Raw genomic sequence first — 26531 nt, 5'->3', positions numbered from 1 at the left:
ACTGCGTGATGGAAGCTACCCCTGGGCCTCCCAGCCAGTGGGCAATAGCCATGGCATACCTGATCTGATTGACGAAGGTCAGGTCGCGGCTGAGAGCCGACGCTGGCTAGGTTGTACCGAATGCCCGTGATCAGTCTGAAGCCGCCTTTCAACCACCACAATCAAGGCTCCCGGACAGTCCATCACGCTGTGCCCAGCGCCTACTTCTCGCTCCAACTGACCTTCGCCGCGCACTACGCGACCGCGGCAGGCGTGCCCTTCGACGTCGCGGTCGAGCGCTGCGCCAACCTCCGCCGCCGCCTGCATCTCTGGGGCGAAAGTGGTGCCGAACAATGGACCATCTTCCTGGCTGAACTGGGCACGGTCAGCCATGACCAAGCGGCCCTGCTGTCGACCACGCTCAAGTTCCACAAAGCCCGCCCACCGCTCGCTCCTGCGCCAACCTTCGGATGCTTCTCATACGACAGCCCCACTGCGGCAGGCGTGCTGCGTATCCACTTCATGCCGCCGGAAGGTCTAGCCGCCAGTCCTCTCGCAGCCGCGGCGGTTGACGCGCGCCGCCATGAACTGCGCGCGATGTTCCAACACATCCGCAGCGCCCATCCCGAAGCACGGTCGGTCATGGGCGTCTCCTGGCTCTACAACCTCCGGGCCTACACGCGCTTGTTCCCACCAGCCTTCGGCGAATCCATCCAGCCCGTCAGCGGTCCGCTGCACCTGAACGGCAGTTCCACCTGGGGCCAGGTGCTCGACTGGCGCCAGCAGGTGAAGCCAGCCGTGCGTGATGAACTGCTGCGCCGGCTTGTCGACATGGACGTGGCCGCGCCCTGGCGCGTGTTTCCCTTGCAGGCCCAGGTGGCCATGTGCGACGTGCAGGCGTTCCATGACCTCTTCACCTGAAGGTCGAGCGTGACCGGCTCTGTTTCCGCAGCCCCGGCCGCGCTGTTAAGCTGGCCCCGCCATGACCGCCCCGCGCATCGCCTCCATCATTCGCCCCAGTCCGGGGTGGGTGGGTTAGCGCGCGGCCCAGGTCGCCATCCGCAACCCGCCCGGTGAGGCGGGTTTCTTCTTTCTGTCTCCCGGGCCCTCGTCATAGGAGATCGAAATGAACCCGCCGCAAGTCCCACCCCGTTCCGCGCCCCCTTCTTCCGTTGCCACGCTGCACCTGGTCTGCGGCAAGATCGGCTCGGGCAAGTCGACGCTGACGCAGCGCCTGGCCTCCGCCCCCAACACCGTGCGCATCAGCGAGGACGACTGGCTGTCGCGGCTCTATCCGAACGAGATCCATGCGCTCGCCGACTATGTGCGCTGCGCGGGCCGCCTGCGCGACGCCATGAGCGGTCACGTCGAATCGCTGCTGCGCAGTGGCGTGTCGGTGGTGCTCGACTTTCCCGCCAACACGGTTGCCACGCGGGCCTGGGCGCGCGGCTTGTATGAGCGGGCGGGCGCCGCCCATACCCTGCATCTGCTGGAGGTGCCCGACGAGGTCTGCAAGGCCCGTCTTCGCGCCCGCAACGCGACCGGGGACCACCCCTTCGAAACGAGCGACGCCGAGTTCGACCAGATCTCCCGTCACTTCGTGCCACCGACGGCGGACGAAGGCTTCAACGTGATGCGCCACGGCTAAGCGCCGCGGCGCATCAGGGTGCTCTTGCGTGCGGGGCCGAGCGGCCCGCTTGCCCGAGGGGTTCAGCCCGCCCGCGCGCCCAGCACTTCCGGATTGACGATGTTGCGCGGCTGCCCTTGCGCAAAGGCCACGATGTTGTCGAAGGCCGTGCCGAAGTAGTGCTCGTAGTTGTCGCGCTCCACGTACCCGATGTGCGGGGTGCACAGCGCATTGGGCAGGTCGAGCAGCGGGTGGCCGCCCTGCAGCGGCTCCAGGTCCTGGTCGAAGACGTCCACCGCGGCGAAGCCCGGCCGGCCGGCGCGCAGGGCATCGACCAGGGCACCGTCCTCGATCAGCTCGGAGCGGCTGGTGTTGACCAACACGGCACCGGGCTTCATGCGGGCCAGGTCGGCGCGGGTGACGAGGCCCTGCGTCTGCGGCACCAGGCGCACATGCAGGCAGACCGCATCGCTTTCGGCAAAGAAGGCCTCGCGCGAAGGCGCCACGTCGAAGCCGTCGGCACGCGCCGCGGCGGTGGAGGCTTCGCGGCCCCACACCCACACCTGCATGCCGAAGGCGCGGCCATAGCGGGCCACCTGGCTGCCGATGCGGCCATAGCTCCAGATGCCCAGCCGTTGCCCGAAGAGCTGCTGCCCCAGGTGGCCCTGCCAGTGGCCGGCGCGCAGCCGGTTGGCTTCGTCGACCAGATGCCGCCGGCTGGCCAGCAGCAGGGCCCAGGTCAGCTCGGCCGTCGCCGCACCCGAGCCGCGGCCGTCGGCCACGGCCACGCCGTGCGCGGTGCAGGCCGCCAGGTCCACATGGCCGGCCACCTTGCCGGTCTGGCTGATCAGCTTCAGCCGCGGCAGCCGCGCCAGCAGCTCGGGGCCGACGCGGGTGCGCTCGCGCGTGAGCACCACAGCGTCGAAGTCCTGCAGGCGCTCGGCCAGCGCGGCTGGGTCGTGCAGGGTGTCGTGGAAGACGGTGACCTCGTGCCCGGCGAGCTTGCCGAAGCAGGCCAGCCCGCGCACGCAGTCCTGGTAGTCGTCGGGAATCGCGATGCGCATGAGGGCCTTCAGTCGAGCTTGATGCCGAGCTCGGCAATGGTCTTGCGCCATTGCACCAGGTCCTTGCGGATGATCTCGCCGTATTCCGCGGGCGGCATGCCGCCGGGCTCGATGCCCTGTGCGCGGAACATGGCCCGCAGTTCGGTGTCAGAAAGTGCGGCCTTGACCTCTCGGTACAGGGCATCGACCACCGGCGCGGGGGTGCCCGACTTCACCAGGAGCCCGTACCAGCCATGCACATCGAAGCCCGGGTAGCCCTGCTCCGCAACCGTCGGCACCTGCGGCAGGCCCTCGAAGCGCTGGGCCGGTGCCACGGCCAGTGCGCGCAGCTTGCCGGCCTGGATCTGCCCGAGGGCCGTGCTCATGTCCAGGAACATGAACTGCACGCGGCCGCCCAGCAGGTCCTGCACGGCGGGGCCGGCGCCACGGTAGGGTACGTGCGTGGCCTGGATGCCTGCGCGCTGCGCGAACAGCGCACCGGCCAGATGGGCGGACGTGCCGATGCCCGAGGACGCGTACGACAGGCTCCCTGGGTTGGCCTTGCCCATCTTCACCAGCCCCTGCAGGTCGGTGGCCGCAAAGTCCGGCTTGACGACCAGGGCGTGGGGGATGAGGCCGACGATGGTGACCGGGCTGAAGTCCTTCAGGGTGTCGAAGGGGTAGTTGGGCATCAGCGCGGGGTTGGTCACCGCCAGGATCGAGGGCATCACCAGCGTGTAGCCGTCGGCGGGGTTGCGCCCGATCTCGCTCAGGCCGATCACGCCACCGCCGCCCGGCTTGTTGTCGACGATGAAGGGCTGGCCCGTGGACTGGCCCATCGCCTTCGCGATGGCCCGGGCCATCAGGTCCGTCGGGCCGCCCGCCGCGAACGGCACGACGATGCGGACTGGCTTGTTCGGGAAGGGCGCCTGGGCCCAGGCGCTGGGCAATACCGCGCCGAATGCGGCGGCCTGAAGAAGCGAGCGGCGGCGAAGCCGAAGAGAGGTGGCAATGGGGGTCATCGAAAGTCTCCGGGCCGAACCGGTTGCATGACCGGCTCGTGCATCGGAAACAGCTTAGGCCAGGCCCCGCCCTGCGCGAAGACCGCCATTCCACCTGTTGGAACAGCGCCGGCAGCAGCCCGCCACCGCCACCATGCGCTCAGAGTCCAAGCACCTGCTTGGCCACGATGTTGCGCTGGATCTCGTTGCTGCCGCCGTAGATCGACATGGCACGTCGCCAGAAGTAGTTGGCTGGGGCGCCGCGCAGGCTGGCATCCAGGCTGGCCAGGTCGCCCTTGCCGTGGGCAAGGGCCGGGTCCAGCCGCTGCCCGAGCGGGCCGGCCGCCTCGAAGAGCAGTTCGGTCAGGCTCTGGCCGATCTCGGTGCCGCGGATCTTGAGGGCCGAGGCAAGCCCGGCACCGGGCGAGCTGCCGCTGCCCATGCTCGACAGCGCACGCAGCGTGGTCATCTCCAGTGCCTTGAGCTGGGCCTCGGTGCGCGCAAGCTTGGCGCGGAACAGCGGCTGCTCGACCAGCGGGCGGCCCCGGTCCTGCACCGAGGCGGCCATGCGTCGCAGGCGGCGCAGCGCAAAGGTCGAAAAGCCGATGTTCGAGTTCTCGACCCGCTCATGCTCCAGCAGAAACTTGGCGTAGCGCCAGCCCTGGCCTTCCTCGCCCACCAGGTTGGCCTTGGGCACCCGCACGTCGGTGAAGAACACGGCATTGAAGGAATGGGTGCCCTCCAGCATCGGAATGGGCTGCACCTCGATGCCCGGCGTGCGCATGTCGATCAGCAGGAAGGAGATGCCCTCCTGCTTGCGGCTCTCGCGCCGGGTGCGGACCAGGCAGAACATCCAGTCGGCATGGTGCGCGTACGAGGTCCAGATCTTCTGGCCATTGACCACGTAGTGGTCGCCCGCGTCGTCTGCCCGTGTCGCCAGCGAGGCCAGGTCCGAGCCCGAGGCGGGCTCCGAGTAGCCCTGGCACCACCACACCGTCGAATCGCGGATGCCCGGGAGGTGCTGCGCCTGTTGCGCCGCATTGCCGAAGTTGTAGATCACCGGTCCGACCATGCGCGGCCCGAAGGGCTGGATCGTGGGGCAGTTCATCTGCCCGCTGATGGTCTCGAACAGGTAGCGCTGGATCACGCTCCAGCCCGGCCCGCCCTGCGACTCGGGCCAGGTGTAGGCATGCCAGCCGCGCCGGCCCAGGATCTGCTGCCAGCGCATGTAGTCGTCGCGCTCCAGGTGCAGGTCGTGCTCCACGCGCTGGGCGATGTCGGGTGGCAGGTGGCCGGCGATGAAGTCGCGCACTTCGTCGGCGAAGGCCCGCTCTTCGGGGGTGAATTCGAGTTCCATGGCATGTCTCCTTGTTGATCGGGGCGGTGGGCGGGTGTGCGGATCAGGCTGCCTGCAGATGGAACTGCACGCCGCCGACCGTGACCTGGCCTTCGCGGCAGGGCAGGCCGCGTGCGCGGGCGGCGGACTCGATGGCCGCGGCGTCGCGGGTGTGCAGCAGCAGGGCGGCCAGGCCTTCGCCCCGGCCGTCGTCTTCCTGCACGAAGCGCAGCGTGGCGTTGTCCAGCGCCAGATGGTCCTGCGCCAGCGGACGCTGGAGGATCTGCGACCAGCGGCGGGCCAGCGTATGAGGCTCGGCCGACTGGAGCACGGCGCCGGCGATGCCGGTCACCCGCTGCGTGCGCACATGCGGCTGCCAGTGCGGCCCCGCCGGCCAATAGGGACCATCGAGCGCAGCGCCGCCCAGGGTGGTGTTGAGCTCCAGCAGGGCGCCGCCGGTGTCGCGCGGATGCAGCTGCATGCCCTCGTAGTCGCCCAGCGCCAGCGGTGCGGCCACCCGCACGCCGATGGCGGCCACGTGGGTGCGCCAGCGGGGAAGGGCGTCGGTGTCCAGGATCACCATGTAGCCGCCATCGCCGCCGCGGCGATCCAGATAGCGGCCCGCCGCCGTGTCGGGCCGGGTCGGCGCGACCACCTCGATGAACTGCTGGCCGAAGGGCATGAGCGCGTTGTGCAGCCCGAACTGACCGACCTCGGGATCGCGGTGGCAGACCTCCACGCCGAAGACGGCGCACAGGTCCTCCACCACGGGATGGAGCTCGTTCGCCACCAGGCAGATCTGGCGCAGTCGCAGAAAGGAGCCGCCCTGCGACGAGGCGCTGGGGGCAGAGGGGGTGAAAGGATGGACGGTCATGCTTTGTCTCCGATAAATCTGTTATAACAGATAAAAATCGCGTCGCGGAGTCGAGATTAGGCAGACGGCGCGCATCCACACGGAGACATTTCCCATGACCTCGCTGGCCGGCCTGCGCGTCCTCGATCTCTCGCGCTTCATCGCGGGGCCCTATTGCGCCATGATGCTGGGCGACATGGGGGCCGAGGTGGTCAAGATCGAGCCGCCCGGCGACGGCGAGTACGCCCGGCAGGCCTTGCCCGCCGTGGAGGGCCAGAGCCTCTATACCTTCATCGTCAACCGCAACAAGAAGAGCCTGGCGCTGGACCTGCGCCACCCCGAGGGCCTGGCGACGCTGCGGGCGCTGATCGCCGAGGCCGATGTGCTGGTCGAGAACTTCCGCCCGGGCACCATGGAGAAGATGGGCCTGGGCTGGGAGGCGGTCCATGCCCTCAACCCGCGCCTGGTCATGGCGCGCATCTCCGGCTTCGGGCAGGACGGGCCGCTCGCCAACAAGCAGTGCTTCGACGGCGTGGCCCAGGCCATGAGCGGCCTGATGGACATGACCGGCCAGCCCGAGGGGCCGCCGACCATGATCGGGTCCTTCATCTGCGACTACACCACCGGCATGTATGCCGCCCTGGGCATCCTGGCCGCGCTCAATGCGCGCCATGCCACGGGCCGTGGGCAGCTGGTCGACGTGTCGCTGCTCGAAAGTGCGCTGTCGATGCTGATGACGGCCATCCCGCAGCAGCTGCTCCTGGGCACCACGATGACGCGCGTGGGCAGTCGAGACCGCTTCGTCGCGCCCTCCAACACCTTCGCCACCGGCGACGGCCGCCATGTGCTGCTGGTGGGGGGCGACGACAACATGTTCCCCCGCGTGCTGCGCGCCATGGAGCGCCCGGGCCTGATCGACGACCCGCGATTCGCCACCATGGCCAGCCGACTGGCGCACCGCGATGCGGTGGAGGGCCTGGTGGCCGACTGGATGGCCGGGCTGGAGGCCGACGAGATCGTGCGGCGCCTGGAGGCGCAGGGCGTTCCCTGCGCCAAGATCGCCCGGCTCGACGAAGTGGTCCACAACCCGCAGCTCGCCCATCGCGACGCGATCGTGCGCCTGCCCTTCGGCGGCACTGAAGTACCGATGCAGGGCGTGACCATCCACCTGTCCGACACCCCCCTGAGCGTGCGCAGCGCATTGCCGCAGGTGGGCGCGCACAACGACGAGGTCCTGCGCCAGTGGCTGGGCTGGACCCCCGCACAGGTCGACGCCCTACGCCAGGCCGAAGCCCTTTGACGACGAAGGAGACATGATGACCACCGAATTGATCGAGCAGCTGCAGGACGGCGTGCTCACCCTGACGCTGAACCGGCCCGAGCGGCTGAATGCGCTCACGCCCAGCATGACCGACGCCCTGCTGGCTGCCCTGCGCCGCGCAGCCATCGATGCGCAGGTGCGTGCCGTGCTGCTGACCGGCGCCGGCCGCGGCTTCTGCGCCGGGGGCGACGTGCAGGCCATGGCGGCATCGGAAGGCGCCGAGGCCACGCTGGAGGCCCGTACCCACCAGCTGCGCGAGCACATGGAATGCGCCCGCCTGCTGCACGAGATGCCCAAGCCCACGCTGGCCGTGGTGCGCGGCGCCTGTGCGGGCGCCGGCCTGTCGCTGGCCCTGGCCTGCGACCTGCTGGTGGCCGGCTCCACCCTCAAGATGACCTCGGCCTTCGCCAAGGTGGGGCTGTCGGGCGATTTCGGCAGCACCTACTTCCTCACGCAGCTGCTGGGTCCGCGTGCCCGGGCCTTCGCGCTGTTGTCGCCCGTGCTGCAGGCCGACGAGGCCTTGCAAATGGGTCTGGTCACGCAGGTGGTGCCCGACGAGGCGCTCGATGACGAAGGGCAGCGGCTCGCACGCCAGCTGGCGGCCGGCCCGACCATCACCCTCGGCCACATCAAGGCCAACCTGAACGTGGCGGAGCAGGGCGCCACCCTGGCGCAGGCGCTGGACCACGAGGCCATCCGCCACATCCGCTGTGCCATGACCGAGGACCACCTCGAAGCCGCCCGGGCCTTCATGGACAAGCGCACCCCCGTCTTCCACAACCGCTGATGCGCCACCGGCGCCGGAGTACCCCATGGACAGCTTCTCGCTCAAGGACAAGACCGCCATCGTCACCGGCTCGTCGCGCGGCATCGGCCGCGCCATCGCGCTGGCCTTCGCCCGTGCCGGTGCGCGCGTCGTCATCACCAGCCGCAAGGCCGACGCCTGTGCCGCCGTGGTCGACCAGATCCGCAGCGAAGGCGGCGAGGCCACGGCCATCGCCTGCAACATCTCGCGCAAGGACGAGGTGCTGGCGCTGGTGGACCAGACCGAATCGCGCTACGGAAGCGTCGACGTGCTGGTCTGCAATGCGGCGGTCAACCCGTACTACGGGCCGATGTCCGGCATCACGGACGAGGCTTTCTCCAAGGTCATGGATGTGAACATCCGCTCGAACCTGTGGCTGGTCAACCGCGTGGCACCGGGCATGGCGGCCAAGGGCGGCGGCAGCGTGGTGATCATCAGCTCGATTGCCGGCCTGACCGGTTCGCGGGTGCTGGGCGCCTATGCCATCTCGAAGGCGGCGGACATGCAGCTCGCACGCAACCTGGCGCTGGAGTGGGGCAAGCAGGGCATCCGCACCAACTGCATCGCGCCGGGCCTGATCAAGACCGACTTCGCCAAGGCGCTCTGGGACAACCCCGACACGCTGGCGGCCGCACTCGCGTCCAGCCCGTTGCACCGCATCGGCGAGCCCGAGGACATCGCCGGTGCGGCACTGCTGCTGGCCTCCGAGGCCGGCCGCTTTATCACCGGCACCACGCTGGTCATCGACGGTGGCGCCACCGTCGGTGGCGAGGCCTGAACGCGGCCCATCGCCCGCCCAGCCCATATCGGAGCCAAGCATGCCTTCGTACGACGACTTCCAGCAGATCGCCACCGCGGTGGACCACGGCGTCATGACCCTGACGCTCAACCGGCCCGAGCGGCTCAACGCCTGGACCGAGGCCATGGAGGCCGAGTTCCGCCGCGCCATCGAAGCCGCCGAGGCCGACACGGCCGTGCGGGCCATCGTGGTCACCGGCGCCGGCCGGGGCTTCTGCGCCGGGGCCGACATGGACATTCTGGAGGCGGGTACCCGCGGTACCTCAAGCGGCGATGCGACCGCCGCCGCGCCCGGCGCCGCCAGCCCGACGGCCGCGCCCGATGGGCTGGATCGCAACTACGCCTGGCGCTTCAGCTACCTGCTGAAGGTGCCCAAGCCCATCTTTGCCGCCATCAACGGGCCGATGGCGGGCATCGGACTGTGCATGGCGCTGTTCTGCGACTTCCGCTACATGGCCGAGGGCCAGAAGCTCACCACCGCCTTCGCCAAGCGCGGCCTGATCGCGGAGCATGGCGCCTCATGGATGCTGCCGCGGATCGTCGGCCTGACGAATGCCCTCGACCTGTTGATGTCGGCGCGCACCCTCCTGACGGACGAGGCCGAGCGATTCGGGCTGGTACGCGCGCGACCGGCCGAAGGCTTCCTGGCCAGCGTGCAGGCCCAGGCCCGGGAATGGACGCGGCTGGCGTCGCCGCGCTCCATCGGCGTGATCAAGCGGCAGGTGTACGACGGGCTGTTCCAGGATCTGGATGCCGCCTGGCGGCGGGCCGACGCCGACATGGTGGCCTCATTCGGCAGCGAGGACTTCCAGGAGGGTGTCGCGCATTTCCTGGAAAAGCGCCCGCCGCGCTTCACCGGCCGCTAAGGTCAGCGGCTTGTACGATATAACTTATTGCAAATGACTTTCGGCCCCGCCGCTGCAGCCATGGACGACGCGCCCCTGACCCGTGAGAGCCTCAACGGCCTGGCTTATGGCCGCCTGTGCCGCGACCTGAAGGCGGGGCGCTTCGCCCCGGGCGAGAAGCTCAAGCTGCGCGACCTCGCGGCCGAGATGGGCATCAGCCCGACACCGGTGCGCGAGGCCTTTGCCAGGCTCATCTCCGAACAGGCGCTGGAGCAGGTCGGCCACCATTCGGTGCGTGTGCCCGTGATGTCGGCAGCGCGCTTCGCCGAGGTCTGCGAACTGCGGCTGATGCTCGAAGGGCGTGCGGCCGCGCATGCGGCGGCCCTGGCCGGCCCGGAGGACATTGCGCGCCTGGAGCAACTGCACCGCGACATGGCCGCCCATCATGAGGCGGCGGACTTTGCCGGTGAGCTGCTCGCCTCCGAGCGCTTCCACCTGGCGGTGTATGCGCTGGCGGGCAAGCCCGTGCTGCTGCGCATGATCGAAGGCCTGTGGCTGCAATGCGGGCCGCTGATGCGGGCACTGCAGACGCGGCCCATGGCAGAGCCGCGGCGCCAGCACCCGCACCAGCGCGTACTGCGCGGCCTGCGCAAGGCGGATGCGGACACCGCGCGTGCCGGCATCGAGGAAGAGATCGAACGCACGATGGCGCCCATCCTGGCCTACCTGCTCGAGCAGCAGTCCGCCACGGCGGGCGCCACGGCCGCGGCCGGCGCCTGATCCACCCACGCGCCGCGCGAGGCAGCCGGGGGCTGCGGACAGCGGGCCGTGGTTTGCTGCGCCGCGCCATGCAGCCCCGGCATGCTTGCCCATGCCCAACATTCATCCGGCGCGCCTTGCGGTGGCGCTCTGCGCGGGTCATCATCCGGGAAGAAGCCGGAACCGCCCCGCGGTATCCGGTCGCATCGAATGATCCGGAGACAAGCCAGGATGATCGACTTTCGCCACGGCGAGCGACCGCTGCATGACTACCTGCGCCTGCATGCGCGCGCCACGCCCGACAAGACCGCCATCGTCTGGTATGGGCGGCGCATCAGCTACGCCGAACTCGACGACCTGAGCGACCGCTTCGCCCAGAGCCTGCGACAGCGCGGACTGGCGCAGGGCGACGTGGTGGTGCTGGTGCTGCACAACTGCCCCCAGTTCGTGATCGCGCACCTGGGCGCGCAGAAGCTGGGGGTGGTGGTCAGCGCCTGCAGCCCGCACGCCCGGCGGTACGAGCTTGCGCACCAGTTCGCCGAGCTCGACGTGCGGGCCGTGGTCGCCGGCGAGGAGGACCTGCCCACGGTCCATGAGTCCCGGCCGGGCGGGCGCGATTGCACCGTGTACGGGGTGCGGGCAGGCGACATGCTGCCTGGCATGCTGGCCATGGACGTGCCCGCCTGCATCCGCCTGCCGGGCGAGCCCGCCAAGCCCTGGCCCGACGGCGTGGTCGATCTCATGGACGAGCTCGAGGCCATGCCGCCCTTCGAGCCCCTGGCCGACCTGGCCATGGACGAGGTGGCGCTCATGGCCTGCACCTCGGGCACGACGGGCCTGCCCAAGGCGGCCATGCTGGGCCATGACGTCGCGCTCTACAAGTCGGCCGCCACGTCAAGCTGCTGGGGGCTGACGGCCGACGACGTGCTGCTGGCCGACGTGCCGCTGCACCACATCTCGGGCCTGGTGGCGGGACTGGACGTCGTGCTCTACATGGGCGCCACGGTGGTGCTGCTGGCCCGCTTCGATGCCACGGCCGTGCTGCAGGCCATCGAGGCCTGCCGCGTGACATGGTGGTACACCATGGCGCCTTCGCTGGAGCTGGTGATGGGCGCGGAAGATGCCCCCACCTACGACCTGTCGTCCTTGCGCGGCACGGCCAGCACCAGCTTCGGCACCATCCTGACCCGTGCGCTCGCCGACCGCTGGCACCGCTTCACCGGCGGCGCCCAGGTGTTCGAGGCAGGCTACGGCCTGAGCGAGACCCACAGCTCCGACGTGATGATGCCTGCCGACGCCGTGCGCTGGGGCACCAATGGAAGGCCGGTGCCCGGCACCGAGGTGCGCATCGTCGACCCCGACACCGGTCAGCCCCGGCCCTGCGGCGCCGTTGGCGAGATCCTGCTGCGCGGCCCCCAGCCCTTCAGGGGCTACTGGATGCGGCCCGAGGCCACGGCGGCCATGGTGCGCGACGGCTGGGTGCGCACGGGCGACATCGGCCGGCTCGACGAGGAGGGCTACCTCACCTTCGTGGGACGGCGCAAGGAGATGATCAAGGTCTGGAGCTACAGCGTCTTCCCCGAAGAGGTGGAGGCCATCCTGGCGACGCATCCCGACGTGCGGCAGGCCGCGGTGGTCGGCCTGCCCGACCCGGACCGCGGCGAGGCGCTGCAGGCCTACGTGGTGCTCAAGGACCCGGCGGCGCGGCAGATCCGGGTGGACGGCTTCGGGCGCCGGCGCGACCGCACGGACCAGGTGCTCATCGAGTGGTGCCAGGCCCACATGTCGCACTACAAGGTCCCGCGCACCATCGTCTTTCGCGACGGCCTGCCCGCGGCCGACAACGGCAAGCTGCTGCGGCGCATGCTGCGCGAGCCCGGCTTTGCCGCGCCCCGCGCCAGCGGCGCCTGAATCGCCGCCGCGGGCCGGCGTCGCAGGGCGCAGGCCCCGCGGCGCCCGCGCTCAGGCGACCTTGGCGCGGTAGGGCCCCAGCTCCTGCTTGGCGACGGCGTTGGTGTGCACCTCGTCCGGGCCGTCGGCCACGCGCAGGTGGCGCGCATAGGCCCAGAAGTTCACCAGCAACGTGTCCTGGCTCAGCCCCATGGCGCCGAAGGCCTGCATGGCGTCGTCGATGACCTGGATGCAGTTGTTGGGCGCGATCACCTTGATCATGGCGATCTCCTTGGCCGCCACCTTGTTGCCCACGGTGTCCATGCGCCAGGCGGCGTGCAGCACCATCCAGCGCGTCTGGTCGATCAGCATGCGGCCCCGGGCGATGCGCTCGCGCCAGACGCCCTGGTCGGACAGCGGCTTGCCGAAGGCCACGCGCGAGACGGCGCGCTCGCACATCATCTCCAGCGCCGATTCGGCCATGCCGATCATGCGCATGCAGTGATGGATGCGGCCCGGCCCGAGGCGGCCCTGGGCGATCTCGAAGCCGCGGCCCTCGCCCAGCAGCAGGTTGGAGGCCGGCACCCGCACGTTGTCGAAGATCACCTCCGGATGGCCGAAGGGCGCGTCGTAGTGGTTCACCAGCGCCATGTCGCGCACCACGGTGATGCCGGGCGTGTCGCGCGGCACGATGATCATCGACTGCTGGCGATGCCGGTCCGGGTTGTCGGGGTCGGTCTTGCCCATCAGGATGAACAGCTTGCAGCGCTCGTTCATGGCACCGGTGATGTACCACTTGCGGCCGTTGATCACGTAGTCGTCGCCGTCGCGGCGGATGCGCGTGGCGATGTTGGTGGCGTCCGACGAGGCCACGGCAGGCTCGGTCATGGCGAAGGAGGAGCGGATCTCGCCGTCGAGCAGCGGCTGCAGCCAGCGGGCCTTCTGCTCCTCGTTGCCGTAGCGCGCGATCACCTCGGTGTTGCCGGTGTCGGGCGCACTGCAGTTGAAGGCCTCGGCGCTCCAGTAGCGACGGCCCATGATCTCGCACAGCGGTGCGTATTCCAGGTTGGTCAGGCCCGCGCCGTGCTCGTCCTCGGGCAGGAAGAGGTTCCACAGGCCCGCGGCGTGGGCCTTGCGCTTGAGCTCTTCCATGAGCGGCAGGCCGGTATAGGGACCGCCGGTGCGCTCGGCGTTCAGATACGACGCATGCGCTTCCTGCGCATGGCGCTTCTCGTTGGGATAGATGTGCTCGTCCATGAAGGCGAGCAGGCGGCGGCGCAGGTCCTGCACCTTGGGGCTGTGTTCGAAGTCCATGTGGTGTGTCTCGGTTGGATCGGATGGAAGCGGGAGGACGCGGGCGCGCGCGTCAGTCCCAGGAGAACAGACCCAGGCTCACCGCCACCAGCGCCGGCTTGTCCTGGTCCTCGATCTCCATGGTGTTCTCGCACCGCAGCAGCGTCCAGCCGTCGTCGCGCGCCTCGGCGGCCAGCAGTCGCATGTGGTTGCGCACCCGTGCACCGGCCTTGACGGGCGACATGAAGCGCAGCTTGTCCAGCCCATAGTTGACGGACTTGGTCGGCGCCAGCCCTTCCAGCAATTCATAGCTGGTGATGGGCAGCAGCGACAGGGTCAGGAAGCCGTGGGCGATGGGCGCGCCGAAGGGGCTTTCGCGCGTGGCGCGTTCCACGTCGATGTGGATCCATTGCCGGTCGCCGGTGCAATCGGCGAACGCGTCGATGCGCGACTGGGGCACATCGACCCATGACGAGGTGCCGATGGACTGGCCGACGAAGTCGTGGAGGTTGGCGCGGGTGAGGGTGGTCATGCTGTCATTGCGAGGGCAAAAACTGGTGCCCCGATGGTGCCGCCATGCCGCGCGCCGTGAGTCGCCGGGGCATGCAGTGTTTTCATCGGAGCGATTCAAAGTGCTGATGCGTGGCGTCGCGCGGGCGACTGAACATCGGACCGCCGGCCTTCCGGGCCGCCGCATTCCCCCCACTCCATGACCCGACGAGGAGAGCACGCATGAGCGGCAGCTACGCGATTCAGGACGGCATCGCCGTCATCACCATGGACACGCCGCCCGTCAACAGCCTGGGCCTGGCCAACCGTCGCTTCATCGCCGAATCGGTCGCACGCGCCGGCAGCGATCCGCAGGTACAGGCCATGGTGCTCACCGGCCGCGGCCGCGCCTTCTGCGGCGGGGCGGACATCCGCGAGTTCAATCGGCCGGAGGCGACCACGGCGCCCGACCTGGTCGACGTCATCGACCTCATCGAGCGCAGCGACAAGCCCATCGTGGCCGCCGTGCACCGCGTGGCCATGGGCGGCGGGCTGGAACTGGCGATGGGCTGCCACTACCGCCTGATGCAGCGCGGCACGCAGGTCTCGCTGCCCGAGGTGCGCATCGGCATCCTGCCCGGTGCAAGTGGCACGCAGCGCCTGCCGCGGCTCATCGGGCTGGAGCCGGCCCTGAACATGATCGTGACCGGCGAGACGGTGATGAGCGAGGACCTGGCCCGGCTGCCGGGACAGCGCCTGATCGACGAACTGGTGGACGACGACGTGGTCGGCGCTGCGGTGGCCTTCGCGCGGCAGCACGCCGCGGTGCGCCCGCTGCCGCGCGTGCGCGAGCTGCAGGTGGTGCATCCGGCGCCCGAGGCCTATCTGCAGTTCGCACGCACCCAGGTGGCCGCGGCCTCGCGCCACTTTCCGGCGCCGCTGCTGTGCCTGGATTGCGTGGCCCAGTCGGTGCGCCTGCCCTTCGACGAAGCCCTGGCTTTCGAGCGCCGCGGTGTGACCGAGCTGGTCTGGACGTCCGAATCGGCGGCGCTGCGCAACATCTTCTTCGGTGAACGTGCCGCGGCCAAGATCGCCGACGTGTCCGACGACACGCCCCAGCGCACCATCAAGACGGTGGGCGTGATCGGCGCCGGCACCATGGGCGGTGGCATCAGCATGAACTTCCTGAACGCCGGCATTCCGGTGACCATCCTGGAGATGAAGCAGGAAGCGCTGGACCGCGGCGTGGCCACCATCCGAAAGAACTACGAGGCCCAGGTCAAGAAGGGCAAGCTCAAGCCCGAGAAGTACGAGGAGCGCATGGCGCTGCTCAAGACCACGCTGAGCTACGACGACCTGAAGGACTGCGACCTGATCATCGAGGCCGTGTTCGAGGAACTGGGCGTCAAGGAAAAGGTGTTCAACCAGCTCGATGCCGTGGCCAAGCCTGGCGCCATCCTGGCCTCCAACACCTCCACGCTCGACGTCGACAAGATCGCGGCCTTCACGAAGCGTCCGCAGGACGTCATCGGCATGCACTTCTTCAGCCCGGCCAACGTGATGAAGCTGCTGGAAGTGGTGCGCGGCGCCAGGACGGGCAAGGACGTGCTGGCCACGGTGATGAGCCTGGCCAAGAAGATCAAGAAGACGGCCGTGGTCTCGGGCGTGTGCGACGGCTTCATCGGCAACCGCATGATCGAGCAGTACAGCCGCCAGGCGGGCTTCCTGCTGGACGAAGGCGCGACGCCGGCGCAGGTGGACAAGGCCATCGAGAAGTTCGGCTTCGCGATGGGCCCGTTCCGCATGGGCGACCTGGCGGGCAACGACATCGGCTGGGCCATCCGCAAGCGCCGCTCGGTGGAGCAGCCCGACATGAAGTACAGCCGCACGGCCGACAAGCTGTGCGAGCTGGGCCGCTTCGGCCAGAAGACGGGCGCGGGCTGGTACGACTACCAGGCCGGCAAGCGCGACGCGATTCCATCCAAGCTGGTGGAGGACATGATTGCCGAGCACCGCAAGCAACTGGGCATCACGCCGCGCAAGATCAGCGACGAGGAGATCGTGCAGCGCCTGGTGTATTCGCTGGTCAACGAGGGTGCGCACATCCTGGAAGACGGCATTGCCAGCAAAGCCAGCGACATCGACATGGTCTACATCACGGGCTACGGCTTCCCGATCTTCCGCGGCGGCCCGATGCACTACGCCAGCCAGCAGGGCCTGTTCAACGTGGTGCAGGCGATGCAGCGCTTCGGGCGCAACCCCAACGATGACGCGAAGTTCTGGGAGCCGGCGGGCCTGATCCGGAAGCTGGTGAGCGAGGGGCGCACCTTCGCCTGAGGCGTGCGCCCGGCCGGCGTGCCGCCCTCAAGTGCACCGCAGCGTCAGGCCGCCGATCCGCCAGGGGCCGGCCGGCGGCGGCTGGAGCCCCAGCTGGTGGGTCCACGTCTGCAGGGCGCCGGCTTCCTCGGGCCGCATCCACAGCCCGTCGATGCCGGCGTCGGCATGCTCGGCCGCGGGCATGAAGCGCAGCGCGCCGCAGGCGGTCGCCACGGCGGGCAGGCCCTCCTGGCGCACGGCCGGCAGGGCGAGCAGACGGCTCCAGTGGGCGGCCACCCGTTCCGGCGCGCGCACGCGCAGGTCGATGGCGGCCAGCGGCCTGGCACGGGCGCGGGCCGGTACCCCCACCGCGGCGGGTGTCGCGATGCCGTGGGCGTCGTGCCGCTCGCTGAACTCCAGCACACAGCCGCCGGTGTCCTCGGCGGCCAGCTGAAGCGCGCTGTCGGGACCGAGCAGGCCTTCGTCCGTCACGCTGAGGCCCTGGCGGTGGCAGTGCCGCTGCCAGTCCAGCAGGTCGGGCACCTGCCAGCCGAGCAAGTCGGGGCCGGCCGGACCGTCGGCCGCCGCCGCCGTCGTCACCTCCACGTCCAGGCCGGGGCCGCGGAAGAGCCGCCGGCCCCGGGCCTCGGACATTGACCAGCCCAGCAGGTCGGCGAAGAGCGCGCGGGCCAGGGCCGCGTCGGACATGCGCAGGCGCGCGAAGCGCAGCCGGGGAGCAGGGCGGACCACATCCATGCGCGGTGGGCCGGTCCGTTCACACCTTCTCACGCGTCGCGGCCCACGCAGCGCCAGCCGAGCTCGGCGAGCTGCCGGGCCTGGCGACCGGCCTGCAGGGCTTCGCCGCTGGCCGCATTGCCTGCCAGGGCGCGGCCCATGATGCCCTGGGCGATGGCGGCGGCGCGAAACAGGTTGAAGGCCTCGTAGAAGCGCCAGGTCTGGGGCTCGACCGGCGGGAGGGCGCGGCGTTGCAGGTAGCGCGCGAGGTAGGCGGTCACCGTCGGGATGCCCGCCGCCTGCAGCTGCGCCGCGTCCAGGTCGCCCAGCCCGCGCACCTGCGGCGGCAAGCGCCAGGCCATGCAGTGGTAGGCGAAGTCGACCATGGGATCGCCCAGCGTCGACAGCTCCCAGTCCAGCACCGCCACAACGCGCGGCGCGTCCTGCGCGAAGACCAGGTTGTCCAGCCGGAAGTCGCCATGCACCAGCCGCGTGCCGGTGTCGGCGGGTTGATGCCGGGGCAGCCAGTCGATCAGCTGCTCCATCGCCTCGATGGGCTCCGTCTCGCTGGCGCGGTACTGGCGGCTCCAGCGGTCGATCTGCCGGGCGATGTAGCCACCCGTGCGTCCGTAGTCGGCCAGACCGACCGCGGCCACATCCACCTCGTGCAGTGCCGCGATGGTGCGGTTCATGTCGTCGTAGATCGCGGCGCGTTCGCTCTCGGCCATGCCCGGCAGGTGCGGATCCCAGAGGATGCGGCCGGGCACGCAGTCCATGACATAGAACATGGTGCCGATCACCGCGGCGTCGGTGCACAGCGCGTGGACACGGGGCACGGGCACCGCGCTGTCGGCCAGTGCCCGCATGACGCGGAACTCGCGGTCCACGGCATGGGCCGAGGGCAGCAGCGTGCCGGCGGGCTTGCGCCGCAGCACATAGCGGCCGTCGGGTGTCTCGACCAGGAAGGTGGGGTTGGACTGGCCGCCCTTGAACTGCGCCAGGCCGAAGCGCTGCCGGGCGCTGCCGTCGACGTGGTCGATCCACCATTCGCGCAGGGCCTGCTCGTCCAGGCGGTGGCCGGGTCGCACCGCGGTGGTGTCGGCAGAGGTGTCGGTCTGGGGCAAGGGGCTGTCTCCGGAAGGCATGCAGGGCGCCCCGCTTGCGGGCATCATCGGGGGCCGCCAAGGCTAAGCGCCCCGGCCCGCGCTGCCCAATGAAAGCGCGGCATGCCCGCCGATACAGTCCATGCATATTTCGAGGGTCGATCTCAACCTGCTGGTCGTGCTGGACACGATCTACACGGAGGGCGGCATCACCAAGGCCGCCGACAAGCTGCATCTGACCCAGCCGGCGATCAGCCATGCCCTGGCGCGGCTGCGCGACCTGTTCAACGATCCCCTCTTCGAGCGCCAGGGCCACCGCATGGTGCCCACCGCGCTGACCAAGCGCATCATCGATCCGCTGCGCGGCTCGCTGCAGTCGTTAGGCTCGCTGCTCAACGACACCCAGAGCTTCGACCCCACCACCAGCACCAAGCGCTTCGTGATCGGGCTGCGCGACTTCATGGAGTCGACCGTGATGCCGCCGCTGATGCGCACGCTGGAGCGCGAGGCGCCGGGCGTGGAGGTGGCCAGCGTGCGCGCGAGCCGTCGCACCCTCGAGGGCGAGCTGGCAGCCGGCACGCTCGACCTCGCCGTCGACGTGTTGCTGCCGCTGTCGGATGCCGTCAAGTTCACCCGCATCACGGTCGACGGTGCGGCGGTGGTGGCGCGGCAGGGCCATCCGGCCATCCAGGGCAGCGTGGACATCGACACCTACCTGGCGCAGCGGCACGTGCTGGTCACCACGCGGCGGCAGGGCCCCGGCTTCGAGGACATCGAGCTGCGCCGCCTGGGCATGCAGCGGCAGGTGGCGCTGCGCTGCCAGTATTACTTCGCGGCCTGCCGCACCGTGTCGCAGACCGACCTGGTGCTCACCATGCCCGAGAGCTACGCCCACATGGTCAACAAAACCTTCGGCAACCAGGTGCTGCCCATGCCGGCGCCGCTGTCCTCCATGGACGCCTACCTGTACTGGCATGCCAGCGCCGACAACGACGCCGGCAACCGCTGGCTGCGCTCGGTGATGCTGCGCTGCTACGCCCGCTGAGGGCGTCTTCGCCTCCTCGCACTCCCATCACCGCGGCCAGGCGCCGCGGCTTCGCTTCGCCTGCTGCCGGCGACCCTTAGGGGTTAATGCCGGTGACAGCGCTCGCCTGCACGAACACCATCGCAAATCTGTTATAACAAATACGCCTACCCAAGGCGGAACTGGAGACATGCGATGAAGACCGATCGACGCCATTTCCTTCAGGCGACTGCGGCGGCTGCCGTCCTCGGCAGCGTCGGCGCGCGTCCCGCGCGGGCCCAGGGTGGCCCCGTTCGCATCGGGCTGATGCTGCCGATGAGCGGCATCGGCGCGGAGGCGGGCGCCGCGTGGCTGGCCGGGGCGCGCGTGGCCGTGGCCCAGTGGAACGCCAAGGGCGGCGTGCTCAAGCGGCAGGTGGAACTGGTGGTGCGCGACGACAAGTTCACCAGTGCCGGCGCCGTGGCCGCCGCGCGCGAGCTGGCAGGCAGTGGCGTCAACCTGCTCATCGGCGGCTCGCAGTCGCCGATGGCGCTGGCGACCGCGCCCATCCTGCCCGAGCTCAAGGCGCTGATGGTGGCGCCGTGCCCCACCGTCATGTCGCTCACGCACGAGGGCTTCCAGCGCAACTTCTTCCGCCTGTCCTGGAACGCCTATATCGCCTTCGCCGGCATCGGCAACATGCTGACCGACCGCTTCAAGGAAGTGCAGACCTGGTCCTGCATCGTGCCCGACAGCGAGAACGGCCGCGACATGGCGCGCTTCTTCAGCGTCGGTGTGCAGCGCGCCGCGCAGAAGGCCGGCCGCACGGTCAAGGTGCTCGACCCCGTCTTCGCCAGCCTCAACAAGGCCGACTACAAGGTGGAGATCAACAGCCTGATGAACGCGCCCTCGCAGGGGTTGTTCGTCGGCCTCACCGCGGCGCCCTGCATCAGCCTGCTGCAGCAGGGCCGGGCCGTGGGCATGGACCGCAAGTTCAAGGTGATCGGCGATGCCGGCACCGAACTGATGATCGCCAAGGCGATGCAGAAGTCCACGCCGGCCAACCTCTGGAGCATCAGCTACTGGGTGCCGGGCACCGAGGCCGGCCGCCGCCATGCGATGAGCAAGGCGCTGTACGAGGACTACGTCAAGCTCACCGGCGACCGCAATCCGCCGAGCATCGTGCAGTCCAGCCACCGCTGCGCGCTGGCGCTGTTCAACGGCATCGAGAAGGCCGGCGGCACCGACACCGACGCCGTCATCGCCGCGCTCGAAGGCCTGGAGTTCGACACCGCGGTGGGCCGATACAACATCCGCAAGGAAGACCACCAAGGGCTGGGCGAGGCCTACATCGCCCAGGTGGGCGCCCGCGAGGCCGACCCCGGCTACGGCATCGTCGATGCCATCGCGTACCGCGAGGCCGACGTGGCCGAGCCGCCGAGCCCGGGCAAGCCGCTGTCGATGTGAGGAGCAGCACCATGTCCTTGCAACGCAGAACCCTGATCCAGGCCGCCGGTGCAGGCGCCGTGCTGGCCGCGACGGCGGCGCCGTGGGTGCGCGCCCAGCCCGGGCCGGTGCGCATCGGTGCCATGCTGCCGATGAGCGGCATCGGCGCCGAGGCCGGTGCCAACTGGCTGGCCGGCATCCGCGCCGCCCAGATGCAATGGAACGACCAGGGCGGCCTGCTCGGTCGCCAGATCGAGATCGTCGTGCGCGACGACAAGTTCACCAGCGCGGGTGCTGTGGCGGCTGTGCGCGAGCTGGCGGGCGAGGGTGTCAACCTGTCGGTGGGTGCGGGCCAGTCGCCCATGGCGCTGGCCATCGCCCCCATCCTGGCGGAGCTCAAGGCGGTGGTGGCCGCGCCGGCGCCGACGGTGATGTCGGTCACGCACGAGAACTTCAGCCGCCACTTCTTCCGGGTGGCGTCCAACGCACTGATGCTCTTCGGCGGCATCGGCAACATGCTGGCCACCAAGTTCCCGCAGGTGGGCAGCTGGGCGCTGATCCTGCCCGACAGCGAGAACGGCCGCGACATGGCGCGCTACTTCCGCCTGGGCGTGGAGCGGGCCGCCAAGGCCGGCGGCACGGCGCCCAAGGTGCTGGAGCCGGTGTATGCCTCGCTCAACAAGGCCGACTACAAGGTCGAGATCAACAGCCTGATGAATTCGGGCGCCGAGGGGCTGTTCGTGGGCCTGACGGCGGCGCCCTGCGTGAGCCTGCTGCAGCAGGGCCGGGCCGTCGGTATGGACCGCCGCTTCAAGGTGATCGGCGAGGCTGGCACCGAGCTGATGATCGCCAAGGCCATGGGCCGCTCCACGCCGCAGAACCTCTGGGGTGTGAGCTTCTGGGCGCCCGAGCTGGAGCCCTTCAAGAGCCAGTACCCGCTCAGCCGCCAGTTGTCCGAGTACATCGTCAAGGTCACCGGCACACCCCATGTGCCGGGCATCGTGCAGGCCTCGCACCGCTCGGCGCTGGCGCTGTTCAATGCGGTGAAGAAGGCGGGCAGCACCGAGACCGAGGCCGTGATCCCGGCGCTGGAGGGCCTGGCCTTCGACACGGCGGCGGGCCCCTACCGCATCCGCAAGGAGGACCACCAGGGCATCGGCTATGCCTACTTCGCGAAGATCGGCGCGCGCGAGGCCGCCCCCGGCTATGGCCTGGAGCAGGTGATCCGCCTGGACGAGGCCGAGATCGTCGAGCCGCCGTCGCCCGGCCGCAAGTACGAGGCCTGACGCGATGGCCAACGAGATCCTCTTTGCCTTCTTCAATGCCGCCGCCTTCGGCATGGCGATCTTCCTGGTGGCGGCCGGGCTGACGCTCATCTTCGGGCTGCTGCGGCTGCTCAACATGGCGCAGGGCGGCTTCTTCATGATCGGCGCCTACACGGCCTATTCGGTCATGGGCCGCGACGTGCAGTCGCTGGGCATGTTCCTGCTGGCGGCCCTGGCGGGCGGCGTGGTGGTGGCGGTGCTGGGGCTGGTCACCGACCGGCTGGTGCTGCGGCGGCTGCGCCATGTCGATCCGCACTACGTGCTGATCGCCACCTTCGCGCTCATGATGGTGTGCACCGGCGTCACCAAGCTGGTGTGGGGGGTGGACTTCTTCTCCGTCAACCCGCCGCCGGGGCTGGACCAGCCGCTCAACCCCTTCGGGCTGTTCTTCTCGGCCTACCAGATCTTCGTGATCGGCGCGGGCCTGGTGATCTATGTGCTGCTGGAGATCGCCATCCACCGCATGTGGTTCGGCAAGCTCATGCAGGCGCTGGCGGCCGATCCGTGGATGTCGGGCGTGCTGGGGCTGAACGTGTCCTTCGGGGTGGCGCTCAGCGTCATGGCCAGCTTCATGCTCGCCGGCCTGGCGGGCGGGTTGCTGCTGCCCAACCAGAGCCTGTCGACCGGCCTGGGCGACTCCTACCTCATGTATGCCTTCTTCGCCGTCATCATCGGCGGGCTGGGCAACATCCGCGGTGCCTTCATCGGCTCGCTGGTGCTGGGGCTGGTGCAGAGCCTGAACACGGTGCTGCTGCCGCAGGTGCCGGGCCTGGCGGTGTACGTGGTGCTGGCGGTCTTCCTGCTGTGCAAGCCCAGCGGCCTGTTCCCGGCGGTGGGCAGCCAGGACGCTGGCCACCACGAGGCCGGCGGCGGTGGCAGCCTGCACCGCCCGCAGGTGCCGCGCCCGGTCTGGCAGGCGCTGGGCACGGCGCTGGTGCTGCTGCTGGCGACGCTGCCCTGGTGGGTGGGCGCCGGCCCGCTCTATGTGGTGGGCACGGTGCTGATCCAGGTGGTGTTCGCGCTGTCGTGGAACATCCTCTTCGGCTACACCGGCCTGGTCTCCTTCGGCCATGCGGGCTTCTTCGCCATCGGCGCCTACCTCACGGCGCTCGCGCTGCGGCATGTGGCCGGGGTGCCCTTCCTGCTGGTGATGGGCGGCGCGGCGTTGCTGGGCGCGGCGGCGGCCTGGCTGGTCGGCGTGCTGGCGCTGCGGCGCATGAGCGGCGTGTTCCTGGCGGTCCTGACCGTGGCCCTGGCCGAGGCGCTTCGCCTGGTCATCGGCTTCAGTGCCTTCCTGGGGCGGGAGGACGGCATCACCGACATTCCCCGGCCGGTGCTCGACCTGCTGCTGCTGCGCGTGGACCTGGGCAGCTCCAACGCCTACTACCTGTTCCTGCTGGCGACCTGCGTGCTGATCACCGGGCTGCTGTGGTGGCTGCTGCACAGCCGCTTCGGCCGCACGCTGCAGACCATCCGGCAGGATCCGGAGCGCGCGGCGTTCATGGGCACGCCGGTGGCCAGCTACCGGCTGGCCGCCTTCGTCATCTCCGGCGCCGTGGCCGCGGTGGCCGGCTGCCTGTATGCGCCCTGGTCGCGCATCGTGACGGTGGAAGAGGTGCACTGGCTCGCTTCGGCGCAGCCGATGCTCAACACGCTGCTGGGCGGGGTGAGCTCCTTCTGGGGCCCGGTGGTGGGCGCCGGGCTGTTCGCCGCCATCGCCTATGCCACGCGCACCCTGGTCGGGCTGTCGGAGTTGATCGTGGGTTGCGGCCTGCTGGCGATCATCCTGCTGGCGCCGAACGGGGCCGTGGGCCTGTGGCGCAGTCTGGAACTGCGGCTGTGGGGCGGCCGCGCGCGCCCGGCCACCCCGGCCGATGCGCCACCGGCGCCCATGGCCACCGCGCAGCCGCTGCGCGCGGGAGGCACGCCATGAGCACCGCACTGCTGGAAGTGAGCCAGGTCCGTAAGAACTACGGCCCCATCGAAGTGCTGCGCGGCGTCAGCCTGGCGGTGGAGCCGGGCCAGGTGTTCGCCATCATCGGGCCCAACGGCGCGGGCAAGACCACCATGTTCCGGGTAATGACCGGCGAGGTCGCCTGCAACGGCGGCAGCATCCGCTTCAAGGGCGAGGACGTCACGCGGCTGCCGGCGCACGAGCGGGTGCGCCGCGGCTTCGGCCGCACCTTCCAGGTGGCGCGGGTGTTCGCGGACTTCAACGTGCTGGACAACGTGGTGGTGGCCATCGAGGCGCGCCGCCGCCATACCGGCGAGCCGCTCGGCTCGTGGCGGCGCTGCGCGCCGTCGCCCGACATCCGGGACGAAGCGATGGCGCTGCTGGCCGATCTGCGCCTCGCAGGGCATGCGCAGCAGGGCGCGCGCTTCCTGTCGCATGGCGACAAGAAGCGGCTGGAGTTCGCCATCGCGCTGGCGGGCCGTCCCGCCATCCTCATGCTGGACGAGCCCACGGCCGGCATGTCGCCCAGCGACCGTGCCGACGTGGCCGCGCTCATCGCCCGCATGCAGCGCGAGCGCGGCATCACGGTGGTGATGACCGAACACGACATGGACGTGGTCTTCGGCCTGGCCGACCGGATCATGGTGATGAACTACGGCGAGGTGGTGTCCACCGGCAGCGTCGAGGCGGTGCGCGCCGACCCGCGCGTGCGCGAGGTCTACCTCGGCAAGGAGATGGTCCATGCTTGATGTGCGTGAACTCGACGCCTTCTATGGCGACAGCCACATCCTCTTCGGCCTGCGGCTGTCGGTGGCGGCCGGCCAGCGCGTGGCGCTGCTGGGCCGCAACGGCGCCGGCAAGTCGACGCTGCTCAAGAGCGTCATGAACGCCGGCCCGCGCGTGCGCGGCACGGTGCGCTTCGACGGGCAGGACCTGGCCACCCTGCCCACGCACCGGCGCACCCGCCTGGGCCTGTCCCTCGTGCCCGAGGACCGCCGCATCTTCACCCACCTGACCGTGGCCGAGAACATCGCCATGGCCCGGTATGGCGCCGGCCCGGGCCGGCCCGCCGTGCCGGTGGAGGAGATCGTGCGCCGCTTTCCCATGCTGGCCAGCCTGCTGCAGCGTCATGGCGGCCAGCTCAGTGGCGGCCAGCAGCAGCTGCTCGCGGTGGCCCGGGCCATGGCCGCCCATCCGCGCCTGCTGCTGCTGGACGAACCTACCGAGGGCCTGGCGCCCATCATCGTGGAAGAGATGGCCCACGACCTGGTGCGCAGCTGCACCGACAACGGCGTGGCCCTGCTGCTGTGCGAGCAGAACATCTGGTTCGCCCGCCGCTGCACCGACCACGTCTACGTCATCGACACGGGCCGCCTCGTCTTCGAAGGCGACTGGGCCGCCTTCGACCGCCATCCCGAGATCCAGCAGCGCTACCTGGCGCTGTGACTGCCGAGCGATACCGACCATGGACCTGCAATACACCCCCGAACAACAACAGCTGCGCGAGAGCGTGGAGCGCTTCGTGCGCGAGGCCTACGACTTCAGCCACCGGCGGCGCGTGGCCGCCAGCGAACTGGGCCATGACGCCGACTGCTGGCGCCGCTATGCCGACTTTGGCTGGCTCGCCATTCCCTTCTCCGAGGACGACGGCGGCATCGGCGGCGACGCGGTGGACACCGGCATCGTCATGGAAGGCGTGGGCCGCGGCCTGCTGCTGGAGCCCTACCTGGCCAGCGTGGTGCTGGGCGGCGGCCTGCTCAGCCTGATCGGCAGCGAGGCGCAGAAGGCGGAGTGGCTGCAGCCCATGATGGCGGGCGAGCTGCGCCTGGCCCTGGCCTATGCCGAGCCGGGCTCGCGCTACGACCCCTTCCACATCGCCGCGACGGCGCGCCAGGAGGGCGGCGTCTGGCGCCTGGATGGCACCAAGACGCTGGTCTACGGCGGCGACTGCGCCGATGCCCTGGTGGTGATCGCCCGCAGTGCCGGCGCGCCCGGGGAGCGTGCCGGGCTGCAGGCCTTCGTGGTGGATGCGGATGCGCCGGGCCTGTCGCGCATGGCCTATGCCATGCACGACGGCCAGCGCGCGGCCGACCTGCGCCTGGACGGCGTGACGGTGGACGCATCGCGCCGGCTGGTGCCGGCCGAGGGCACGGAGGTGGGCGATGCGCTGGAGCGGGTGGTCGACCATGGCATCGCGGCGCTCGCCGCCGAGGCTGTCGGTGCGATGGCGGTGCTGGTGGACACCACGCTCGACTACCTCAAGACCCGGCAGCAGTTCGGCCGGCCCATCGGAACCAACCAGGCGCTGCAGCACCGCATGGTCGACATGACCATCGCGCTGGACGAGGCCCGCTCCATGGCGCTGTATGCCGCGCTGATGCTGCGCGAGGCCGACGCCCCGGCGCGCCGCCGCGCGCTGTCGGCCGCCAAGATGGAGATCGACCGCACGGCCCGGCTGGTCGGGCAGGAGGCGGTGCAGATGCACGGGGCGATGGGGGTGACCGAGGAACTGGCCGTGGGCCACTACTTCAAGCGCCTGTCGATGATCCGCCTCGGCTTTGGCGATGCCGACTGGCATGCCGAGCGCTACATGGCGCAGTGAGGCCCGCA

General features: G+C 69.9%; 24 protein-coding genes. 16 read left to right on the top strand and 8 right to left on the bottom strand.

Annotated features, from left to right (window positions below; genetic code table 11):
• The first annotated feature begins 120 nt into the window (after window positions 1–120).
• Window positions 121–900 (top strand): hypothetical protein, encoded by a 780-nt coding sequence (locus tag ACT54X_RS16795; RefSeq protein ID WP_476347559.1) that lies wholly within the window; start codon window positions 121–123, stop codon window positions 898–900.
• A gap of 205 nt (window positions 901–1105) precedes the next feature.
• Window positions 1106–1627, top strand: coding sequence for a P-loop nucleotide/nucleoside kinase family protein (locus ACT54X_RS16790; RefSeq protein WP_476347558.1), 522 nt, complete (start codon window positions 1106–1108; stop codon window positions 1625–1627).
• Between the two features lie 62 nt (window positions 1628–1689).
• Here the strand turns inward: ACT54X_RS16790 and ACT54X_RS16785 are convergent, their stop codons facing one another.
• From ACT54X_RS16785 to ACT54X_RS16770, 4 genes are all read right to left on the bottom strand, one after another.
• On the bottom strand, window positions 1690–2670 hold the full coding sequence (locus ACT54X_RS16785; RefSeq protein WP_476347557.1) for a D-2-hydroxyacid dehydrogenase family protein: 981 nt from the start codon (window positions 2668–2670) through the stop codon (window positions 1690–1692).
• Window positions 2671–2678: 8 nt separating this feature from the next.
• The gene (locus ACT54X_RS16780; protein ID WP_476347556.1) at window positions 2679–3671 is read right to left on the bottom strand and encodes a Bug family tripartite tricarboxylate transporter substrate binding protein; all 993 of its coding nucleotides are present in this window, start codon (window positions 3669–3671) and stop codon (window positions 2679–2681) included.
• A 139-nt stretch (window positions 3672–3810) separates the two neighbouring features.
• A complete protein-coding gene (locus tag ACT54X_RS16775) occupies window positions 3811–5007 on the bottom strand; it encodes an acyl-CoA dehydrogenase family protein (RefSeq protein ID WP_476347555.1) in 1197 nt (398 codons plus the stop codon).
• Window positions 5008–5050: 43 nt separating this feature from the next.
• A complete protein-coding gene (locus tag ACT54X_RS16770) occupies window positions 5051–5860 on the bottom strand; it encodes a VOC family protein (protein WP_476347554.1) in 810 nt (269 codons plus the stop codon).
• Window positions 5861–5954: 94 nt separating this feature from the next.
• Between ACT54X_RS16770 and ACT54X_RS16765 the strand changes: the two genes are divergently transcribed.
• The 6 genes from ACT54X_RS16765 (at window position 5955) to ACT54X_RS16740 (ending at window position 12278) form a co-directional block, all read left to right on the top strand.
• A complete protein-coding gene (locus tag ACT54X_RS16765; protein ID WP_476347553.1) occupies window positions 5955–7139 on the top strand; it encodes a CaiB/BaiF CoA transferase family protein in 1185 nt (394 codons plus the stop codon).
• A gap of 16 nt (window positions 7140–7155) precedes the next feature.
• Window positions 7156–7947, top strand: coding sequence for an enoyl-CoA hydratase (locus ACT54X_RS16760; RefSeq protein WP_476347552.1), 792 nt, complete (start codon window positions 7156–7158; stop codon window positions 7945–7947).
• A gap of 25 nt (window positions 7948–7972) precedes the next feature.
• Window positions 7973–8743 (top strand): SDR family NAD(P)-dependent oxidoreductase, encoded by a 771-nt coding sequence (locus ACT54X_RS16755; protein WP_354320311.1) that lies wholly within the window; start codon window positions 7973–7975, stop codon window positions 8741–8743.
• Between the two features lie 40 nt (window positions 8744–8783).
• Window positions 8784–9629: an enoyl-CoA hydratase-related protein gene (locus tag ACT54X_RS16750; RefSeq protein ID WP_476347551.1), complete on the top strand. Its 846-nt coding sequence runs from the start codon at window positions 8784–8786 to the stop codon at window positions 9627–9629.
• Window positions 9630–9689: 60 nt separating this feature from the next.
• Window positions 9690–10388 carry a GntR family transcriptional regulator gene (locus tag ACT54X_RS16745; protein ID WP_476347550.1) on the top strand — a complete coding sequence of 233 codons (699 nt, stop codon included), beginning with the start codon at window positions 9690–9692 and terminating at the stop codon, window positions 10386–10388.
• Window positions 10389–10598: 210 nt separating this feature from the next.
• The gene (locus tag ACT54X_RS16740) at window positions 10599–12278 is read left to right on the top strand and encodes an AMP-binding protein (protein ID WP_476347549.1); all 1680 of its coding nucleotides are present in this window, start codon (window positions 10599–10601) and stop codon (window positions 12276–12278) included.
• Window positions 12279–12329: 51 nt separating this feature from the next.
• On the opposite strand, the gene ACT54X_RS16735 is transcribed toward ACT54X_RS16740, so the two are convergent.
• Window positions 12330–13571: an acyl-CoA dehydrogenase family protein gene (locus ACT54X_RS16735; RefSeq protein ID WP_294371262.1), complete on the bottom strand. Its 1242-nt coding sequence runs from the start codon at window positions 13569–13571 to the stop codon at window positions 12330–12332.
• Between the two features lie 52 nt (window positions 13572–13623).
• Window positions 13624–14082 carry a MaoC family dehydratase gene (locus ACT54X_RS16730; protein ID WP_294371259.1) on the bottom strand — a complete coding sequence of 153 codons (459 nt, stop codon included), beginning with the start codon at window positions 14080–14082 and terminating at the stop codon, window positions 13624–13626.
• 200 nt (window positions 14083–14282) lie between these two features.
• Between ACT54X_RS16730 and ACT54X_RS16725 the strand changes: the two genes are divergently transcribed.
• Entirely contained in the window at window positions 14283–16376 is a 2094-nt protein-coding gene (locus ACT54X_RS16725) for a 3-hydroxyacyl-CoA dehydrogenase NAD-binding domain-containing protein (RefSeq protein ID WP_476347548.1), read from the top strand.
• A gap of 27 nt (window positions 16377–16403) precedes the next feature.
• Here ACT54X_RS16725 and ACT54X_RS16720 read toward each other — a convergent pair whose 3' ends face one another.
• Together ACT54X_RS16720 and ACT54X_RS16715 are read right to left on the bottom strand one after the other, a co-directional pair.
• Window positions 16404–17111 (bottom strand): hypothetical protein, encoded by a 708-nt coding sequence (locus tag ACT54X_RS16720; RefSeq protein ID WP_294371252.1) that lies wholly within the window; start codon window positions 17109–17111, stop codon window positions 16404–16406.
• A gap of 29 nt (window positions 17112–17140) precedes the next feature.
• On the bottom strand, window positions 17141–18235 hold the full coding sequence (locus ACT54X_RS16715) for a phosphotransferase (RefSeq protein ID WP_476347547.1): 1095 nt from the start codon (window positions 18233–18235) through the stop codon (window positions 17141–17143).
• Window positions 18236–18335: 100 nt separating this feature from the next.
• Between ACT54X_RS16715 and ACT54X_RS16710 the strand changes: the two genes are divergently transcribed.
• From ACT54X_RS16710 to ACT54X_RS16680, 7 genes are all read left to right on the top strand, one after another.
• A complete protein-coding gene (locus ACT54X_RS16710; RefSeq protein ID WP_294371246.1) occupies window positions 18336–19238 on the top strand; it encodes a LysR family transcriptional regulator in 903 nt (300 codons plus the stop codon).
• Between the two features lie 174 nt (window positions 19239–19412).
• Complete coding sequence (locus tag ACT54X_RS16705) at window positions 19413–20663, top strand: ABC transporter substrate-binding protein (protein WP_476347546.1); 1251 nt, start codon at window positions 19413–19415, stop codon at window positions 20661–20663.
• Between the two features lie 11 nt (window positions 20664–20674).
• Window positions 20675–21928 carry an ABC transporter substrate-binding protein gene (locus ACT54X_RS16700; protein WP_354320319.1) on the top strand — a complete coding sequence of 418 codons (1254 nt, stop codon included), beginning with the start codon at window positions 20675–20677 and terminating at the stop codon, window positions 21926–21928.
• Between the two features lie 4 nt (window positions 21929–21932).
• Window positions 21933–23900: an ABC transporter permease gene (locus tag ACT54X_RS16695; RefSeq protein ID WP_476347545.1), complete on the top strand. Its 1968-nt coding sequence runs from the start codon at window positions 21933–21935 to the stop codon at window positions 23898–23900.
• Window positions 23897–24670: an ABC transporter ATP-binding protein gene (locus ACT54X_RS16690; RefSeq protein ID WP_476347544.1), complete on the top strand. Its 774-nt coding sequence runs from the start codon at window positions 23897–23899 to the stop codon at window positions 24668–24670. The genes ACT54X_RS16695 and ACT54X_RS16690 overlap by 4 nt, the downstream gene beginning before the upstream one ends.
• On the top strand, window positions 24663–25367 hold the full coding sequence (locus ACT54X_RS16685) for an ABC transporter ATP-binding protein (protein ID WP_354320322.1): 705 nt from the start codon (window positions 24663–24665) through the stop codon (window positions 25365–25367). Before ACT54X_RS16690 ends, ACT54X_RS16685 begins: the two co-directional genes overlap by 8 nt.
• A gap of 19 nt (window positions 25368–25386) precedes the next feature.
• A complete protein-coding gene (locus ACT54X_RS16680) occupies window positions 25387–26523 on the top strand; it encodes an acyl-CoA dehydrogenase family protein (RefSeq protein WP_476347543.1) in 1137 nt (378 codons plus the stop codon).
• The last annotated feature ends 8 nt before the right edge of the window (window positions 26524–26531 follow it).

Source organism: Pseudacidovorax sp. DMC4 (genome assembly GCF_056314265.1).
This window is presented reverse-complemented; position numbering and strand designations above follow the sequence as displayed.